Origin of the sequence: Candidatus Nitrospira allomarina, from assembly GCF_032050975.1 — a bacterium.
In the GTDB taxonomy this organism is placed as follows: domain Bacteria; phylum Nitrospirota; class Nitrospiria; order Nitrospirales; family UBA8639; genus Nitrospira_E; species Nitrospira_E allomarina.
The window spans coordinates 3,668,543-3,685,439 of record NZ_CP116967.1; the positions used below are offsets into that span (position 1 = coordinate 3,668,543).

Sequence of the window (16,897 nt, forward strand, 5' to 3'; positions counted from 1 at the left end):
AAGCGTCGATTAAGAGCTTCCTATCCCTTTTCACCTTATCGATCAGGATTTGCATAGTGTTGGATTGTGCATCCTCAGCCAGAATCAGCGTCACGCACACGTCCGCTACTGCAATGAGAGAATTATGAACAGGCCTCACTGTTTTCTCCCGATAGTGGCAAAAAAAAGGATGCCCCCAAAACTCTATTTTTAAACACCCCATTGCAACAAAAGTCAGATTGTTGATGAACAATAATTAAATGTCAGGAATCTCAAAACTAAATTTTAGCAGCTTCGACACAATTCCTAACTTGAAAAAGGAAGATAAGCAAAGGAGGAAAATGTATGCACGCAAGAAAACGGGTGACGAATTTTATGTGTCAGGTATTGGCACTGCTGATCGGCCTGTCCACGGCTGACTTCATGTTGGGAGGCTTTGCTCTCGGACAACCCACGTTGAAGGAAATCGTGGCAGGAAAGGAGCCTTCGACAAATGAGGAACTCGAACAAGGCAAGAGCGAAGATACGAAAAACTCGAAACTCCCGATTCCGGATGACCCATTCGGTCGTGGAACTCCCCGTGGCACCGTGGAAGGCTTTTTAACCGCCGGCAAAGAGGGTCGGTACGAACGCGCCACGGAATACCTCGATTTTCGTTACCTGCCAGGAAAGATTGCCAAAATCCCGCAGCCCTATCTCGCCAGACAATTTGAGATCGTACTGGATCGGGCACTTTGGATCGACCCTACCGATTTGAGCATCGATACCACCGGCAAGCAAGAAGACGGCTTACCCTCCTACCGAGACTCAGTGGGACACATCGAGGTGGGAGGCCGAACCATCGATATTCTTCTCCAGCGGGTGCCCCGCGAAGATGGAGTATTTATCTGGAAATTTTCCAACGCGACCGTCGCTCAAATCCCAGGGTTGTATCAAAAATACGGATACGGGTACCTGGAAAATATTTTTCCTGACGCCTTTTTCGATCTTAAGATGTTGGGGTTAGAAATCTGGCTGTGGGTGGGTCTCGTGACCATCGCCATCTTGGCTTATGGGGCAGCGTATGCCCTCACTTCCTTGATTCACCTTGTTGTCCGCTCTCGCCCATCCCCTTCCCGTGATCAATTGTCACGCCTGGTGAAAGGTCCCGGACGCTTTCTTCTGTTTCTCCTGATAGCCAGAGTCCTGATTGAATATATTAATCCTCCCATTTGGTTTCAAGCCGTGCTTCAGGCACGAACGGTGATGACCATTGCCCTCATCTGGACGATATTTTGTATGGTGGATTTTATGCTGGCCCGATTAACCCAGCGATTCGAACGGCAGGGAAAAAGTTCTGCGGTCGTCATTTTATCCCCGTTGGGAACAGGTCTCAAAACCCTTTTTGTCATCATCGCCTTATTAGTCTGGCTCGATAATCTGGGATTTGAAGTGACCACCATCCTCGCAGGACTCGGCATTGGAGGGGTGGCGGTGGCCCTGGCCCTGCAAAAACCTATTGAAAACCTGATTTCGGCCATCACGTTGTACACCTCGCAACCGGTGGCCGTGGGAGACTTTTGCCGGTTTGGCGATAATATCGGCACGGTTGAGGAAATCGGGTTGCGAGCGACGAAAGTTCGAACCCTTGATAACACGATCATCACTGTTCCTAACGTCGACTTCGCACAAACGCAACTGGAAAACTATTCGAAGAGAAAAAAGATTTGGTATCATCCGCAAGTTCGATTACGACATGAAACAACTCCGGACCAGATACGTTTCATTCTCGTTGAAATCCGAAAGCTATTGTACGCCCACCCCAAAGTCCTTCCCGACCCCGCCAGGATTCGTTTCCAGGAGTTTGGCTCATTTTCCTTTAATCTTGAAATCTTTGCATACGTCGATGTCACGGATTATGGAGAATTTCTCGAGGTCGCTGAGGATTTGAACCTCCGCATCATGGACATTGTGCAGAAAGCGGGTGCAAGTTTTGCGCTGCCTTCACAAACTCTTCACATGGAAAAGGGGAAAGGCCCGGACACCCATTTGGGGGATGCGGCCGAAGCTCAAGTCAAAGAGTGGCGGGAACAGCAGGCGCTGTATCTTCCGAATTTCCCTGCGGACAAGATCGCCGAACTTCAAGGGACGTTGGAATATCCTCCCCCGGGTGCACCGGTTTCCGCTACTGCTTCTTAGGGTAGGATGAAGAACATGGTCCGGGGAGTAGAAGTCTTAGCGAAAGGAATCAATTGAAGTTTCGTGCCACTTGAGAGCACACGCCGCTTGAACCGATAGCAGCGTGTATGGCATCTTTCCGGACCTTAACCACTCAAGGGTACAGGAAATCCTTCGAAACGGTATCTGCCGAGGTTAGCGGTGTTGAGATTTTTCAAGAAAAAAGGAAACCCCATGCATGCAGGCGATAAAAATACCGAGAATCAAAGAGTGTGTCAGCATTTTTCTTCTATTGGCGGTGACAGGCTGCATATCCAAAATATATATCGATTACGATAAACACGCAGATTTCACGCAGTACCAGACCTATGCGTGGAAAGAAGGAACACCGACTAAACACCCACTGATGGATCGCCGGATCATCACAGCTATCGATGAACAATTGATTGGAAAAGGCTTCCAGAAAGTGGATACCAATCCGGACATGGTGGTCTCCTATCACGCCGCCACGACGAAGGAGGTGAGCTATACCACATCCTCAATGGGGTACGGCTACGGTCCTGCCGGGGGAACGACCTACGGTCGGTACGGTGGAGGACTCGGAATGTGGGGAGTGGGTCTTTCATCCGGAACCGCCACGCCCGTAACGGTCGTTAAAGGCACGCTGGTCGTGGACATTTTCGATGCGGAGAAAAGATCAATGCTTTGGCGAGGCACCGCGAATGATACGGTTCATACCGACCCCGAAAAAGTAGAAGACCAGATTCATAAGGCCGTCACCGACATGTTCGACAAGTTCCCTCCGCCCGCCAAATGATATGGCATCCAACTTTTGACGGCTTCATCCATCGGTACATTCCCATCTGACCGCTTCAATCCATTCGCTACATCTCGCTGATGATTAGTGTTGCAAGGCTGATTTTGTAGCCTCCTTTTCCAGAATCAGGCGGTACGCAATAAAGTATTTGTAAATATTACTCACGTATTGCACGGTCTCGCGACCAATATGCTTCGCGGCCACAATCTCCACATTTTTAAACCACTTATTCGGATTCAAGCCCATCGACGGCGCCTCACTCCGGAGTTTCGCGATCCTGGCAGGTCCCGCATTATAGGAAGCTATCGCAAAAAGCCACTGGTTTAACTGGCTGATGTTTGGATCTCTAAAATACCGGTCATGCAGGAAATGCAAGTATTTGACTCCGGCATGAATATTGGGCTCAAGCTTATTAATATTGGGAATATTTACGTTTGGATCCCGGGCGGTACTGGGCAGGAGTTGCATTACCCCGATAGCACCCGCAGAACTTCTTTTTTTTTGGTCCAACATGGACTCCTGGTAGCCAAGGGCCATGGCGAGCACCCAATTAAAACCATAGGGTTTGGCGGTCTTTTCAAATACGTGCATGAGACTTTGAAATTTTTTGCGTTCCTGTTTTGCCAGGGCATGTTTGACGTACGTGGTATTTTTCAAATACCGGGTGAATAACATATTTCCGACCAAGGTCCCCTTCTTATTGTTCCTGACAAACCGATTGACCACCTTTTTCAGTTTTGGACTGTTTTTGCGAAAGGCCCAAGCGATCTCCCCGCCTGTATGGATGGCAAGGTCGGGATGCAGCCGGATATTTTTAAAAATTTGGGCCCAAAATTCCGCCTTTGGGCTATCCATGACAAGCATCGGCAATAAACCCGCGTTCACCATTTCGAGAAGATCTTCGTCTTCAAGGTTCTCCTCTTCAGGGATGAGTTTAATCTCCGGTTTCCCGGCACTGCGAAACGAAGCATTCAAGCGAACAAGGTGTTCGTAAAAACTACTGGACTTCCGCACATGGATGGCCTTGCCGGCCAGATCATGAAGACTGGAGAGAGAGGGGCTACTAGGCCCCGTGACAATGATCTCGCGAACGTTGGTGAGAACCGGGTCGGAAAAATCAATGAGTTCCTTCCGTTCGGGTGTAATCGTGAGGCCACCGGCGGCAATATCACCAACCCCATTAAGCAAATCCGGAATGAGTTCATCACGGTTCACAGGAATGAAGACTAACTGAACCTGCACGATCTTCCGCTTCAATTCTTCGTTAATCTGCTTTGCAAATATTTTCATAAGATCGTATGTGAGCCCACGCTGTCTGCCGCCGTCCAGAAAGAAAAAGGTTTTGCTAAAGGGGACAAGCACCCGAATCTGATTACGGTTGACCATCCCGTCCCAATCACCTGTCCACGGCTTCAGTGCCTGACGGAACTGCGGGCCGAATTGCTCATCCTCCAACTTCTGAGAAGCGCCTGATTCAGAGCCAAGGATGAGAATCAGGACAGAGGTCAACACCACAAGATAAGGGAGAAACCTGGTTTTTTGTCGCGTTAACATCATCATGGTCATATAGGGCGAGCCTATCATGGGCAATTTCCGAAATGCCATTATGAATGTATCCGATAGATGAATCCGAGACGTGATCGAGTCGGTATTAAGAAAAAGCCTGCAAAAGCCCTGATTATGACATCTTAGTCAAGATATTGCCCGCAATGCTTGATGAATGGCTCATTTGTTGAATGCTACCACGAAGTCTCCCATCCATGATTCCCGTGGGAATCGAATTTTTTTATCCCCCTTATTCCATCATTTTTTTGGCGGTCTTCCTTTAATACGCAAGGTACCCAAACGGGGAAAATAGAGGCTCCTCTGCTCGTCCGGAGATTGTGGATGAGAGATAGCTTTTCGCACCAGTCCTGCTAAACTACACAAAAAAAATAATTACCTCTTCTCCTAACAATACCCATTGATGTTCATTTCGACTACACCTCAACAGAGGCTTTGTTGCGCAAAAAGAATGTTATTGGCTTTTCTAAAAATACTATTTAAAAACTGGGTCATGGCGGGGGTTATTCTGGGATTCCTCGGAAGTCAACCGGCCCAGGCCGAGGATATTAAAACCCTTGCAGAAGAAGTGCAGAACCCGGTGTCAGATCTTGTGCGACTGGGGTTTACGAATGGGACATTTTTTGGAGCCGGGCTCAATGACCATCTTTCGAATGTCTTCAACCTGCAGTTCGATACCACCAGAAAATGGGGGGATTGGGCGCTCCTCAACCGGCTTACGATTCCCCTCCCCTATTTTCCAGCCACGGCCTTTGAAGATAAAACGGGAAGCCTCGCCGGACTGGGGGACATTCAGTATACGGGATTTCTGGCCCGTGATGAATCCAAGCGACGGTTCAAATTGATCGGCGGCCTTGGCCCAACCTTTATCCTCGACACCGCCACGGATGATCGTTTGGGCACTGGCAAATGGAGTGTCGGCCCTACACTCGCAATCGTAAGCGTACCGGATCCGTGGGTGATAGGGGCCGTCGTCAGTAATATCTGGTCGTTTGCAGGTGATAATCGACGCCTCAAGGTCAATCTGTTTTCGGTCCAACCCTTTCTCAATTACAACTTCTCCAATGGCTGGTATTTGACCTCTACCCCGTTGATCACCGCAAATTGGGAAGCGGAGGACAAAAGGAACCGGTGGACGGTACCCATTGGAGGCGGATTCGGGAAAGTGGTGTTCCGCGGAGAAAAACGTCCGGTCAACATCAAACTCCAGGGATTTTATTATCTGGAAAAACAGGACCGCGCACCAGACTGGACGCTCCAACTCCAGTTTCAAATTCTGTTTCCAGATAAATCCGCCTAAACAGGGCCGCCTAATTTCCATCTTGCTTTCTCATCACCCCGCGCTTTTAAATCTTATTTCAAATCTGAGCCAGAGCCTCTTCTGTGTGAGTTGGAGGAATGGAATTGATTGGGGCAATGGATTGGACTCTTCCATGGTCTGAAAGGCAATCCAGCAAACGGCACTCAAAATCTTTTTGGAGTGTAAATTTACATTCTGCGGGCAAATAAAATATCCCGGCTCTCAATCTTCAACCATTCGTGTGGGGTAAGACTATGAAAGTACCATCATGTGTGGGGTTATGTTTTTTACTCTTGTCCGCTTGTGGTTCTACGCAACAGTGGGTCAAACCAGGCGCGACAAAGGAAGACTTGAAATCGGCGATTATCCTCTGTGATCGGGAGAACGTGCATTTTGGCCAGGATCGATTCGCCCATTTCGGTCCGGAAGACGAAACCACCCGCCCAAGAAGCTATCCGAGAGGTGGAGGGGAAATGATGAGGGAAAAATGTCTTGAAAGTCACGGTTGGACACGTGAGTATGTCGAGTGAGCCGTCAGTATTCGAATCCTACGCCACGATGGGATCAGGCCGGCCTGAATACATCTGCCGCTTCCCTGCGCGCAATCTTCATTCCGCGATTGGTAGAGTCCTTTTGATAGGCCGTCAGGGTAGGGCCCTGCGTGGAGGGCCCCTGATACGAAGATGAAAGGGTAGTGATCCCCTATAAGAATGGACACGTATGGCCGTCTATCATGACATGGATCAATGGGACCATTCACAAATCACGAAATTTCTTATGTTAATCCGCACAGAGTGTTCTATTTCTCGTTGGGGGATATTGATTGTCCAACTGGCTGGAGCGTGAATCGTCTTGCCCGGTTTCCCAGATACGGATACATCTCGCATTGACATACAGCAAATCCTTTCGAGGACCGAAAACATTCACCAGTGCCTTTTGGGTTCCTTCCACAGTTCCTTCTAAAAGAAAGATATTTCCCCGGGTGGTATAAAACTCCCTTTCGCGTTTTCCGATAAACCGAATAAGAAAATGTCTACTCCTATCAGTTTGACCTATTTGGGGCCCTTCTTCGATCTGCGTTTTAGGATAGGGCAGCCATTCCGCTAATATTAAATATCCCTCTTCCGTTTGATCAATACTGACGACTGCTCCTGCGAGCCTCTTTTCCTGCCCCAGGTAATTTGAGGGATTGTCCGCTATTTCGTCGAACTGGGAGTTGGAGGTTACTGTCTTTGTCCCATTCGAATTAGAAGACAATAAATCTGAGCCTGGTAATGCCGTGCATCCAATCTGCAGACCTACCAGTCCCAATATGCCAAGTACGATAATCCCTTTACTCATGAAGATCCTCCTTTGTGGTAAACAGAAAGCCCTGACAATGCAGACGAAAACAGAATGCGATTGTTTCCGGCTGCATGTGGAATTTTTTCTCAAATGAGAGTCCAAGCCTAGCTCGAACTTATTGCAGCCGGGTCAAGGGCCTGTTACGGCATTGTTAATTTTCAGGAATCAATTCCATGAATAGCATTATCAAACGACCGCATGGAATTCACCGGATTCAATGGTCCGTCCGGTTCGTCTCTGTCTTCGGCCAATCTTCACCGGTCGTGAAGAGCACTTTGCGCAGGTCTTGTGTAGGCTCTGTCGTTGTATGCGATCGGCATACGCGAGTTTCGGCTCACATATAGACCGGTCAGCTTGGGTTCCAACATGATCGATCTGTATCTCTCGCTTTATGCCTGAATGATATTTCGCCGCACCAAGGGCAGGATGGAATTGCCCTTGTACACTGGACCATACCGGCTAACTGCCCCCTTAGGGTATGATCACGGATGGGAAAGTGCACGATGCAACAGTGCATGCCAACCGGTCTGTGTTCCTGCCACCATGATCCTCAAGGCCATGGATTAAGGGCTACCGGCTCGTCAAGGAATGGACCGGAACCAAACCGGGATTCTCCAGGCGGCTGAAAGGGAGTGCGCATGTTGAGATGGTGAAGTGGGGGTGCATGGCCGCACCGCTTCTTTTAAAAGGTTCAACCCATCCGGAGGTTGGGATGAGTTTTGACTTCACCACGTATAATTTGACCGCCTTATTCCAAATCTGAGGACGCAACAAAAATGAATATTCATGCGGGAGAATCCCGTTCGGTTGCCAGGGACCTTCCGCGTTAGCCGACCTTATAACCTTTTGCCTCCATACAGGTACGATGGGCACGATCAAACGTGTCACGCGTGCGCTGGTTGCGGGCACCAGCCTGTTGAACATCCTGCTGATACTCCTGCTCAGCCGCCCGCTGTCCCATCAAGCCCAACCCGCCGCCGGCAGCGGCACCAATGGCTGCTCCCATCCCTGGATCGCCCGCAATGGCCCCTCCGATCGCTCCGAGCGCGGCGCCCCCCATCGCGCCGAACAACGCGCCACCCCCGGATGGCGGAGGTGGCGCGGCGGCCAGGTTCGGATGTTCGGGATCGTAGCCCGTTTGCTGTTTGGCCCATTTGTAACACGTAAAGTCGTCCTGCTCCTGCTGCTCCGGACTCTGCCCCTTTTCCGGAAACACAAAGGTCTTCACCTGCGGAGGAGGCGCATAGTCAACAGGATAAGCCGATGGAGCCGGCCCGGTCTGCTGAGCGCTCACACAACCTGCCAGCATGACCGCGCATGACAGGATAACACACGACTGCTGTACCCTCATCTATCTTCTCCTTTATGTATTCAATCAAGGACCTGCAGCCCTACCCGATCTTGTACCCTTTGGCTTCCATACATACGTTGTGCGCACGGTCAAAGGTGGCACGGGTCTGCTGGTTTTTGGCCGAGGCTTCTTGCACCTCTTCCTGATACCCCCGCTCAGCCCGACGTTGTCGCATCATGCCCAGCCCGCCGCCGGCAGCAGCTCCGATCGCCGCACCTTCACCGGCATTGCCGGCGATGGCTCCCCCAATGGCTCCGAGTGCGGCACCTCCCATCGCCCCCCGCATCCCACCACCACCGGATGGAGGCGGCGGCGCGGCCGCCAGGGTCGGATGTTCCGGATCGTAACCGGTTTGCTGCTTGGCCCACTTGAAACACGTAAAGTCGTCTAACTCCTGCTGTTCCGGACTCTGTCCTTTTTCGGGGAACACAAACGTCTGCGCTTGCAAAAGAGGGGCAAGGAGAAGCAACCCCAGTCCAAACATCGGTCCCATGATCACATACCTACGCATCGATGCCTCCACAAGTAGAGAATGAATTGTTTCGCGCTTATTTCTTTTCGGGAATATGATAGGTCAAATTAGGCCACACCGCGACTCCCTCTCCGAGTTGTTGTGCCGACTCAACACCGCTGACCATCGTAATTTCCCGCGCCTGGATCTTTGAAATCATTTCGCCTTCCCCTGTAATGCCGGCAAACTTGCCGGTGCCGCCGGTGATTGTAAAGGTTCCCCGGCACCCTTCCACATCGCCGGTGCAATTGAATTCTGCAAAGACACGATTGCCCTGCTCACCCGTGATGACACACTTGGCATGACCTGTTTTCGTACCCTTTTTCAAATCGGCATCAACGGTACCGGGACACACGATCGAGGCTGCATGCATCGGTCCTTTGCCGTCATCCACCAACATCACACCGCTATAGACGGCCACCATATAGACTTGATCGGGCCCAACGGGAAAGGCAAAGCCTACCCCTTTCCACGGAGACATGGCTTTGACGCTGCCTTCTTCTGCATGGCCATACCCGCTCAGCATCAACGTGACTGCCATGAGAACTGTCATCGTCACGATCCCGCTCACCAATCGCTTCATGGATTCTTCCTCCTGGTTTATATGAAAATGTCACGAATGCGCGCCAATATACCAAACATTTTCACGCGAGGAAAACCTGGGTTTCCCCCATACTCACCAATTTTCCTGTTCCCCATCGGCGAAGTCGATGATCGCCTTGGAATAAAAAAAATGCTCCACATTCAAGCATGGAATGCGTCCTCGATTTTTCCTGCTGTTTTACCTACAATGTCTGATCCATATTCATAAACCCCTTTCTTGTATACGATTGAACCGTCATTACCACCCAAGGAAAATCACTTTTACTGACAGAATAGCCTACGGTGAAATCCGCAGGGACAGAAAATCGAAAACATCCGGAATCCACCTATACAAATGGAGGTCTGTCATGAGGTCCCTCACAGGTATCATCCTAGGAGTCTTTGCCATTATTGTGGCAGCAGGATGCTCCTCTACCAAAATCACCGAAACGCATCCGTTGTATGGCAAAGAGAAACTTCCCCAGCCGGAACGCATTTATGTATATCCCTTTGCTGCCACCCATTCGGATCTCCCGTCCTGGTCCTCCGCAGCCAAACTGCATGACCCGTCCGGCGCACCGCCATCACCCGAGCATCTCGAGACAGGGCGGAAACTGGGTGCTGCCGTCGCGGAAGAATTAGTCTCGAAAATTCAACAAATGGGACTGACATCCTTGGTGGCAGACGCACAGACCGTTCCACGTGTCAATGACCTGTTGATTGTGGGGTATTTTGGCACGTTCGAAGAAGGCAGCACCCTCAAACGGATGGCCTTGGGTTTCGGATCCGGCGCGGCTGAAATCACGACGGCTGCGGAAGGGTACCAGTGGACAGCCAATGGTCCCCGTCAACTCGGATCCGGGAAGATGGATTCCGGGGGAAATAAAATGCCCGGAGTGGCCTTACCTATTGTTGTCCTGGCAGCTACCGCTAATCCAATCGGACTGATCGTCGGAGGAGGCGCAAAGGTGTACGGGGAGATGTCAGGAAAAGATACGATCGAGGGCGCAGGGAAACGAACGGCAGATGCGATCGCCGAACACCTTGAGGGAAAATTCAAGGAGCAGGGATGGATCCGGTAATTTTGTTCGGCAAGATCCAAATGGCACGAATGGAAGCCGTTGGAAAATACCACCGGTCACGGTGCGTGAGAGCGGCCGGCATTCCGCGGATGGAATATCACGCATGCCGCCGGGGCAAGTGAAAAAGAATTTTGCCATCATGTCGAATCGCACCCTAAACGGAGCAGGACGGTTCACGCATTCGCCCTTGAGACACGAGCCATCCGTGAAGATATGAGTGACCTGCCACGAAAGCACCAATGGCACGGGAGCATAATGAAACGCATCTCCTCACAAATCAGACAATACGCATACTGCCCTCACCTGAAGCGTAAATATGACCCGCTTGACTTTATCCGGGGATATTGAAATTATTCGCCCAACCCCACAGAGGAGAGAAAGCATATGCGGTTAAAGACAAACCAATTCAACATTCTCAAAGTTCTGGGATGGCTCTGCGTCACCCTGCTCATCAGCGGGCCTATCCCTAAAGCCGGAGCCCTGCCGACAGTCGATGAAGTCCTCCAGGAATTGCACCTCTCGGATAGCGACGGGGAAGACATCCGGCAGGGAAAGATTGTCGATTGGTCACCCAGTGAAGGTTCAGATCGGGAATTGGCGCTCGGCATGGCCTTCCTGGTGAACGCCAAACCGGAGGATCTGGAAAAACTCTATCAAGAGGCTATCATTCTGAAAGAAGTTTCGGTCATCACGGCGCATGGCCGGCTGACGGGCGAAGGGACCATGGCGGATTTGGCAGGAGTAAAGTTGGAGCCAAATGGAGAAAAAGAAGCCGGGCGTTATCTGAACGTGGAACCGGGCGACAAACTGAACCTTGATGCAAACGAGATGGCCGCGTTTCAGGCTCTCAAGTCAACCCACCAGGGTGAGGAAGTGCCGGTGCAGGAGGTCGAAGACCTTATCCGACGGAAATTACTCGCCCGCTACCAGGCCTATCGGACAAAGGGGCTTTCGGGCATTGCGCCTTACGAACGTGGTGACGGAAACCAACGGAATGCCGGCGATGAATTGCTCCTCTCCACGAAGGAACTGACAGGTGTGGCCAAATATTTGCCGGCCTTCCATCAATTCTTGCTTACCTACCCACAGGGACTTGATAAGGATGAGGCTAAAAACCTGGAGGAATTCTTCTACTGGCTGAACATTGACGTGTTTGGTCGACCGACCTACGTTCTGGTTCAACGCATGTTATACCATGTGGATGAGGCGGCATTTGCCGTCGAGCGTCAATACTATGCGAGCCACGATTACAACAGCATGTTGCAAGGCATCGCTGCTCTTCCGACCAAGGACGGCACATTCCTGTTCTACATCGGCAGGGTTTCAACCGACCAAGTCGGGGGATTCGGAAGTTCCGCTAAACATCCCATCTCACGAGCGATCACCGCACCGTATATCAAGGACATGTTCCGAGAGCTTCAGACCAAAGTAGGGAAACAGTAGATTCTTTCGGTAGGTGTTGTGTCGGACCTGGACCGTGGCGTTTTGGAACTGTGGCAATCCTTTATCCAAAATTTCCATGGATCTCCTAATCAGGGAGCCCGCCCACCGGTTAACCAAGACTCCCTATTCCAGATGAAACCCGAAATCCTGATAGTATTCCAGTGACCGGCAGGCTTGCTCCTTTTGTTCCCAATCTATCTGAGTCGTCGCTTCGACCTGCGGCCACGACCAAGTACTCTCCATCGGTCCGCCCAAATCCTATCAAAGCCCATCACTTGCATTTCTTTCACGGCTTTTTCGTAGTTGGCTGCGACAGTCCCAATCTTTTGAAAAATCGACAGAGACGAAACGGCTCATCGTCCCCTTTCGCAGCCATTGAACCATCGGCCTGCGTTGTTGGGTCGGCAACGTCCGAGGTCTGCTATTGGACACATCTGAAATAATCAAAACCTAATGCTCAATATGTCACAAATGGGTTCGTCCAATCATGAGTAAGGGTTTTAGATTTTTAAGGGTAAATGGCAAGAAGTCACGATGACAATTCTTGTATAGTGGTCAACCATAAAAGAACGTCCTCCGAGGTAGAGCCCCTATAGCCCGGAAACACACCAAGGGAAAAATTTAAAAAATGTTTTTCCCAAGCCATTTTCCCGGAAGTGAAAGATTGTCCATCATGAGACATTGGCTTAAAGAACCGCTAGTACATTTCCTCATCAGTGGGGGGCTGATATTTGCTGGTTACACTTGGCTCGATCGCGCGCCCGCTCATGAACCGCGTATGGTGCGCGTCACTTCGGCCGAAGTGAACTGGCTTAAGGAAACCTGGGTCCGCCAATGGCAACGTCGACCGGACGACCAGGAACTCCGTGGCCTCGTGACTGACTACCTGAAGGAAAAACTGCTCGCACACGAGGCACGCGAATTAGGCCTGGACGAAAACGATACCGTTGTCCGCCGTCGGTTGGCGCAGAAGATGGAGTTCCTGGTTCAGGACACCGCCCGCGTTGCTGAACCGGTTGAGGACGAACTGCGTCAGGTGTATGCGGCCCACCGCGACAACTACACAACCCCCGTCCACATCTCGTTTCACCAAATCTATTTCAAAAGTGAACCAGAAGCTCGTCAAGGATTGAAAGACATCCAGACGTCCGGCACTGGTGACGTTGGTGACCCCATCCTGTTGGAGCGCGAATATATCCGGACCGACGAGCAGACGGTGACCAGTCTGTTCGGACCAAAATTCGCTGAACGGGTATTTACTCTCGAATCAGGTCCGTGGCAGGGTCCGATTGAGTCCGGGTATGGCTTTCATCTGGTGCGGATCGGTGAACGAGTGCCTGCAGAGTTGCGTCCCTTTGAGGAGGTACGCAGCCAGGTCGTCAACGAGTGGCATCGTTCACAACAGGCGAAAATCCAGGCACAATTTTTTTCGGAATTACTGAAAAAATATGACATCATCGTGGATGAGAGCGTCAAACCGCTGATGGGGCCACCCGGAAACATGGAGATGGCTCGAAGATGATCGGTCCTACCTGGACCGTTTCGTCCCGTGGGGCGTCCGTCCAACGGGACATCAAGGACGCTATTTCTTGGAGACCTTCCGTCTTCAAAATGATCTCCTATTTGTCCGGCCATCGCCGTCCAAAATGGCCACGGCTCGTTACTTGTTGCGCGGTTTTCTTTTTGTTCATCCTCTTGCCGACACTAGGCCTCGCCCACGAGGTTCGTCCGGCCTATTTGGAACTTCGAGAAACCACAACCGGAGAGTTCAGCGTGCTGTGGAAAACACCCGCGCGTGGAGAAATGCGTCTGGCATTGTCACCGGAATTCTCCGCCGGCCACAAAACCCTCACCCCCTTCGTGACCCGCCGGACAGAGACGGCCGCCGTGCAAACGTGGAATATCCGGACCATCGAATCCCTACGCGGTCAAACCATCGGAATTCGCGGGCTTGAACGGACGATGACGGATGCCTTGGTGCGAATTGAATTTGCCGACGGCAATTCGTGGGTCCAACGGCTTACCCCATCGAATCCCGTGGGCACGGTACCCGTGGAGCAAAGTACATGGGAGGTAGCCGGCCAATATTCGAAGCTTGGCGTGGAGCACATTCTTCTCGGCATTGATCACCTGCTCTTCGTGCTCGCGTTGTTGATGATTACCAGAGGGAGGATGCATCTGGTCAAGACTATCACCGCCTTCACGGCGGCGCACAGCATCACACTCGGACTGGCGACGCTGGGATTTATCCATGTGCCATCGCAGCCTGTCGAAGCGCTTATCGCGTTGAGCATTGTGATGGTCGCTGCGGAAATCATTCACACCCGGCATGGGATTGAAGGAATCACAGCGCGTGCCCCGTGGATCGTGGCGTTTTCGTTCGGGCTGCTGCACGGATTCGGGTTTGCGGGCGCATTGAGCGAAGTCGGTCTACCGGAGGGACATATTCCAGTGGCCTTGCTCTTCTTTAATATCGGAGTGGAGGCCGGTCAATTGCTATTCATCGCTGCCGTCATGGGTGTCATCGCAGCTTTTCGACAGGTTCACATTCAAATGCCACAATGGACCCAATATATCCCGCCATACACCATCGGCAGTGTGGCGATGTTCTGGGTCTTTCAACGCGTTTCAGCATTTTAAAAAGGAGAATGCCTGATGAAAACACGAGTGGTTGGTCAAACGATCCTCAGCGGAATGATGGTTTTTACCCTGAGTTTTCATTTGGCCGATATCGCTACCGGCGCCTCGCCGGGACTCAGTGCCCCTGAGAAGGGATCGGTGGAAAAGGCGTTTCCATCTAAGCCCCCCTACTCGCCCTATGCCGGCCGCAGTTTTCCTACGAGACCCTTCTTCGGCGACACCCATCTGCACACGTCGTTCTCGATGGATGCCGGGGCGTTTGGCGCACGACTCACACCGCGTGATGCGTATCAGTTCGCCAGAGGCGGGGAAGTCATAGCGTCGAGCGGCCAACCGGTTAAGCTCTCACGGCCCCTGGACTTTCTTGTGGTTGCGGATCATTCCGACAACATGGGGTTTTTCCCCGATCTCTTCGCCGGAAAGCCAGAGGTCCTGGCCGACCCGACCGGACGAAAGTGGTACGACATGCTTCAATCCGGCAAGGGGGCGGAGGCAGCCATCGAGATTATCATGTCATTTTCGCACGGCACCTTTCCGAAGCCGTTGATGTATTTTCCCGGTACGCGGCCCTATCGAAACGCGTGGCAGGAAACGATCAAGGCCGCCGAGGATTTCAACGAACCAGGCCGCTTTACCGCCTTTATCGGGTATGAATGGACATCCAACACCGGTGGCAATAACCTGCACCGCAACATCATCTTCCGCGACAATGGTGATAAGGCCAGCCAGGTTGAGCCATTTACCGTTTATCCACCGATGGGTAGTGATAATCCCGAGGACCTCTGGAAATGGATGGCCGCCTATGAGCGAAAAACCGGTGGAAGCGTGCTGGCGATTGCCCACAATGGCAATTTGAGCAACGGCCTCATGTTTCCGACGATCGAGACGTTTGGCAAAACGATCGATCGCGAGTATGTCGAAACCCGGGCGAAATGGGAGCGCCTTTACGAGGCGACTCAGACTAAAGGCGACGGGGAGACTCACCCCTTCCTCTCACCCAATGATGAGTTTGCCGATTTCGAAACATGGGATAAAGGCAATCTTGACGGCAGCGTGGCCAAAACAAAAGAGATGCTCGAATTTGAATATGCCCGCTCAGGCCTGAAAAATGGCCTCATGCTTGAAAAGAAGTTCGGCACAAATCCATTCAAGTTCGGCCTGATCGGCAGCAGCGATGCCCACACCGGTCTATCCGCGCTGGAAGAGGAGAACTTCTTTGGCAAAACCACGCCCCAGGAACCCAGTCCGGAACGGATGACCAAAGCTTTTTTTGATAATCCCAAAACCGGGGTGAAGGTGATGGACTGGGAGGTCGCTGCGGCGGGATACGCCGGAGTCTGGGCAACAGAGAATACCCGCGAGGCGCTCTGGGACGCGATGGAACGAAAGGAGACGTACGCCACAACCGGACCGCGCATGCTTGTACGCTTCTTCGGCGGCTTCGATTTCAAACCGGGTGACGCGCACAACCGGATGCCGGCTAATATCGGCTACACAAAAGGTGTCCCGATGGGTGGTGATTTGCGCGATGCCCCCCAAGGTAAATCGCCCACATTTCTTGTCGCTGCGCTGAAAGATCCTATCGGCGCGAACCTTGACCGCATCCAAATTATCAAAGGATGGTTGAGCAAGGACGGGGCTCTTCAGGAAAAGGTCTACGATGTGGTTTGGGGAGACGCCGATAAACGCCGGCCCGAGTCTGACGGCAAGCTGCCACCTGTGGGCAGCACCGTGGATCTCGAAAACGCCACCTGGACCAACACCATCGGCGACCCGGAATTAATCACGGTCTGGACGGATCCGGATTTTGACCCATCGGTTCGTGCCTTTTACTATGCACGTGTCCTTGAGATTCCGACGCCTCGTTGGACTGCCTACGATGCGAAACGTTTTGGCGTGATACCCCCACCGGACGCCAGAATGGTCCTCCAGGAACGCGCGTACACTTCACCCATCTGGTACAATCCGGGGACATAACCCCCAAAACAGTAATCGCCTTAGCAATCAAAGCGGTCATAATCGACCAGCAGGAAAGGAATAGTCGATCCATCGATTTATCATCATCAACATCTCATGTGCGGCGAGGTCCTGATCCTTGCCCGTCGGAAAGTCCGCCCGATGTCTGGTA

14 protein-coding genes are annotated in these 16,897 nt (G+C 51.8%); 9 read left to right on the top strand and 5 right to left on the bottom strand.

Annotation, left to right across the window (positions count from 1 at the left end; translation table 11 throughout):
* Positions 1-324 precede the first annotated feature (324 nt).
* Together PP769_RS16300 and PP769_RS16305 are read left to right on the top strand one after the other, a co-directional pair.
* Positions 325-2,157: a mechanosensitive ion channel family protein gene (locus tag PP769_RS16300; RefSeq protein WP_312642077.1), complete on the top strand. Its 1,833-nt coding sequence runs from the start codon at positions 325-327 to the stop codon at positions 2,155-2,157.
* A gap of 217 nt (positions 2,158-2,374) precedes the next feature.
* On the top strand, positions 2,375-2,953 hold the full coding sequence (locus PP769_RS16305; RefSeq protein ID WP_312642079.1) for a DUF4136 domain-containing protein: 579 nt from the start codon (positions 2,375-2,377) through the stop codon (positions 2,951-2,953).
* An 84-nt stretch (positions 2,954-3,037) separates the two neighbouring features.
* On the opposite strand, the gene PP769_RS16310 is transcribed toward PP769_RS16305, so the two are convergent.
* Positions 3,038-4,558, bottom strand: coding sequence for an MltF family protein (locus PP769_RS16310; protein ID WP_312642081.1), 1,521 nt, complete (start codon positions 4,556-4,558; stop codon positions 3,038-3,040).
* 451 nt (positions 4,559-5,009) lie between these two features.
* Here PP769_RS16310 and PP769_RS16315 point away from each other — a divergent pair, with 451 nt between their 5' ends.
* Both PP769_RS16315 and PP769_RS16320 read left to right on the top strand, forming a co-directional pair.
* Positions 5,010-5,816, top strand: coding sequence for a transporter family protein (locus PP769_RS16315; RefSeq protein WP_312642083.1), 807 nt, complete (start codon positions 5,010-5,012; stop codon positions 5,814-5,816).
* 254 nt (positions 5,817-6,070) lie between these two features.
* Positions 6,071-6,346, top strand: a complete 276-nt coding sequence (locus tag PP769_RS16320) for a hypothetical protein (protein WP_312642085.1) — start codon at positions 6,071-6,073, stop codon at positions 6,344-6,346.
* A gap of 250 nt (positions 6,347-6,596) precedes the next feature.
* On the opposite strand, the gene PP769_RS16325 is transcribed toward PP769_RS16320, so the two are convergent.
* From PP769_RS16325 to PP769_RS16340, 4 genes are all read right to left on the bottom strand, one after another.
* Positions 6,597-7,157: a hypothetical protein gene (locus PP769_RS16325; protein ID WP_312642087.1), complete on the bottom strand. Its 561-nt coding sequence runs from the start codon at positions 7,155-7,157 to the stop codon at positions 6,597-6,599.
* 829 nt (positions 7,158-7,986) lie between these two features.
* Positions 7,987-8,511, bottom strand: coding sequence for a hypothetical protein (locus tag PP769_RS16330; RefSeq protein WP_312642089.1), 525 nt, complete (start codon positions 8,509-8,511; stop codon positions 7,987-7,989).
* Between the two features lie 40 nt (positions 8,512-8,551).
* Positions 8,552-9,022: a glycine zipper domain-containing protein gene (locus tag PP769_RS16335; RefSeq protein ID WP_312642091.1), complete on the bottom strand. Its 471-nt coding sequence runs from the start codon at positions 9,020-9,022 to the stop codon at positions 8,552-8,554.
* Positions 9,023-9,059: 37 nt separating this feature from the next.
* Complete coding sequence (locus PP769_RS16340; RefSeq protein WP_312642093.1) at positions 9,060-9,605, bottom strand: hypothetical protein; 546 nt, start codon at positions 9,603-9,605, stop codon at positions 9,060-9,062.
* Between the two features lie 367 nt (positions 9,606-9,972).
* Here PP769_RS16340 and PP769_RS16345 point away from each other — a divergent pair, with 367 nt between their 5' ends.
* From PP769_RS16345 to PP769_RS16365, 5 genes are all read left to right on the top strand, one after another.
* Positions 9,973-10,686, top strand: coding sequence for a DUF4410 domain-containing protein (locus tag PP769_RS16345; protein WP_312642095.1), 714 nt, complete (start codon positions 9,973-9,975; stop codon positions 10,684-10,686).
* A gap of 384 nt (positions 10,687-11,070) precedes the next feature.
* Positions 11,071-12,129 carry a hypothetical protein gene (locus PP769_RS16350; RefSeq protein WP_312642097.1) on the top strand — a complete coding sequence of 353 codons (1,059 nt, stop codon included), beginning with the start codon at positions 11,071-11,073 and terminating at the stop codon, positions 12,127-12,129.
* Between the two features lie 778 nt (positions 12,130-12,907).
* The gene (locus PP769_RS16355) at positions 12,908-13,651 is read left to right on the top strand and encodes a peptidylprolyl isomerase (RefSeq protein ID WP_312642099.1); all 744 of its coding nucleotides are present in this window, start codon (positions 12,908-12,910) and stop codon (positions 13,649-13,651) included.
* Positions 13,648-14,769 carry a HupE/UreJ family protein gene (locus PP769_RS16360; RefSeq protein ID WP_312642100.1) on the top strand — a complete coding sequence of 374 codons (1,122 nt, stop codon included), beginning with the start codon at positions 13,648-13,650 and terminating at the stop codon, positions 14,767-14,769. Before PP769_RS16355 ends, PP769_RS16360 begins: the two co-directional genes overlap by 4 nt.
* Before the next feature lie 15 nt (positions 14,770-14,784).
* Entirely contained in the window at positions 14,785-16,746 is a 1,962-nt protein-coding gene (locus PP769_RS16365; protein ID WP_312642102.1) for a DUF3604 domain-containing protein, read from the top strand.
* Positions 16,747-16,897: the final 151 nt, after the last annotated feature.